The 2,459-nt window shown below is 46.5% G+C and carries 1 protein-coding gene; it reads right to left on the bottom strand.

From position 1 onward, the window contains the following. On the bottom strand, window positions 1-2,459 hold a 2,459-nt coding region (locus tag ACFIQE_RS09570; protein ID WP_375707628.1), incomplete at both ends, for a hemagglutinin repeat-containing protein.

The following is a 2,459-nucleotide window of genomic DNA, read 5'->3' as shown; positions in this document are numbered from 1 at the left end:
ACCTTGCCATCAGAACCTTTTTGTAAATTCTGTTGTTCTTCAGGCGTTAAATAATGATATTGCGGCTGCGGGTTTCCGTGGCTGTCTTTTATATATTTCCCATTTTCATCTTTTGCATAGATCACATTGCCATTTTCATCGTGATCCACGGTAGCCAGATAATGCTCTTTGATAAACATGTTTACAATGCCCTGTTCAAAGATATTAAATCCTTCATCCGATAATTTATTGACCATATCTAAGCGATTATGCACTACCCCCTCAAGCGATGTGGCGTCTACCGGTGCCACGGCTTGGTGGGCTGCCGCAGTGTTGCGGTTGAGAGAGCCGATGATTTCTCCAGCATCTTGTCCCATCGCCCTTTGGTTAGATCCACCGGTAAGGATGATGCTGCCATCACTGATGGCGGATTTGGTATATCCTTCCGCTCCATCGTGTGCCTTCCCATGATTTAAAGCATTTTTGGCAATATTTTTTATGATGCCATATTTCCCCTGTTGCAAAACACCGCCACCAGAAAGGCTAAAACCATGGCTACTGGCTGTAGCATGGGCACTGTTGGTGATATCACTGGTGCTGATGCTTCCTGTGGTCAAGCTGTTTTTGTCTGCCGAGGCTGTGCTGGCAATGATGCCTCCGGTTAGGGTCGTTTTATCTTTAACGTTGATCTTAAAGCCGCCATCACCCGCTTTGATGCCTGATTGTTCCACAACACTGTGATAATCACTAGAGGATTTATCCTTTTGGAAAGAGGCGCTCACAGAGCCTCCACCACCCGTTTGTCCAGCACCAAAGCCAACAGAAACAGAGTTTTGCTTGCTGGAAGTTTGTTCCGTATCACTGCGGCTGGTAATGGTAAGAGCACCCCCTACTTCCATTTCTACACGCTCTCCAGAAAGCACTGCGCCAGCCAGTGTGGTATTTCCCCCACTTGTGCTATGAACCGTGCCGGTGCCAATAATATGGCTGTTCTTTTGTTGAACCGCCTCGCTCGAGCCTTCTCCTTGACTAAAAGCGGCATTGCCCGTTGCCCCTGCGCTACCCGTGCCATAACCGTATCCAACACTCATGGAAGTACTTTCACTACTGTTTTGTGTGCTTTGCACATTTTGTGCACTTTCAAAGGTGATATCTTTCCCTGCTTCCAAGGTGATGTTCCCGCTCTGTGCATCATTTTCCAGCATATAGATTGGATTGCTACCAGCGATAATATCAGCGCCAACACCATGGATACTCCCATTGTGGGCATGCATGTTGACAGCGCGCCCTGCTTCTATGCTATTGGTTACAGCAGTAGATGTCTGAACAGACGCTTCCGCTTTCTCTGTCTTAAAGCCCACGGTTACACTGCCAGATGCACCAGCCATATTGGCAAGAGCATCCTTGGTAGAGCCCCCCATCCCTCCTAATGTGCTACTCAGTCCTTTGGTGATGTTACCCTTTTCCCCTGTATTCCCAGTCAGCCAATCAACAAAATTTCTGCCTTTGTTAAAGAGGTGGTTGATTTGAACCCCTGTAAGTATGCCATTAATAACTGTGTTATTTCCATCCTTATTATTCATGTGATCTGCGGCATCTTTTAGTCCTTGTACCGTGCCAAGGACACCAATATCGCCAGAGGCTGTCACACCAGCAAAGGACTTTTCATGGGTCTCTTTGCCGTTAGAGATATCATGGCTTTCTGACAGTGTGATAGTATTTCCAGCATCAATGTTGACATCACGATTTGCCGAAACAATGGTTGCTTGCATGTTTACATCATTGTCAGCAGTAATCTGCACATCTTGGCGTGCCATGAAGTGTGATTGTACGGAAGTGGTTTCCCATTGGTCCCCTGTGTCTTTGGCGCTCGCAATCCCAATACCCACGGAAGCGCCGCTGCTGCTCTTTCCAAACTGAATGCCAAAACCTGTGCGTTCTTCTTTGCTGTTTGACTTATGACGATTGTGACCCGGTGAAACATTCACATCATGGGCGGCCGAAAGATTAATATTCTCACCTGCAAAATCAGAGCCCACCACGTTCACATCTTTTTTGGTGGCGGTGATGGTGATATTGCCATCAGCATTCAGAGAAGAGCCTTGATGTTCAAAACTCTCTTCATTTTCTGTCTTTCCCTCACTCCCGTATATCGACACAAAGTTCTTGCCTGATCCCACACCAAAACCTGTTTCATGGGTCTCTGAATGGCTCTTATGATGATCTGTCATGCCATCAATCGTCACATTTTCTCCGCTCACATTGATGTCTTTACCGGAAAGCAGATGAGAAGCAGTAATTGTGGTCTCTTTTTCTGATTGCAAATCAACATTGCCCGTTGCACCAAGGATAGAAGAAACCGTTGTGCTATGCGATTGAGAACTATTGGAGGATTTCTCGTGTAAAAAGCCACTTGATGACGATTGTGCTTGCTGATCCAAGTGTTCTTGGGCGCCTTTTATGACAATCTTTCCCCCAGA

The sequence above is a fragment of the Bartonella sp. AA1HLJMS genome (genome assembly GCF_042197445.1).
GTDB lineage: Bacteria > Pseudomonadota > Alphaproteobacteria > Rhizobiales > Rhizobiaceae > Bartonella.
The sequence above is the reverse complement of the archived record's forward strand: the minus strand, read 5'-3'. Positions and strand labels throughout refer to the sequence as shown.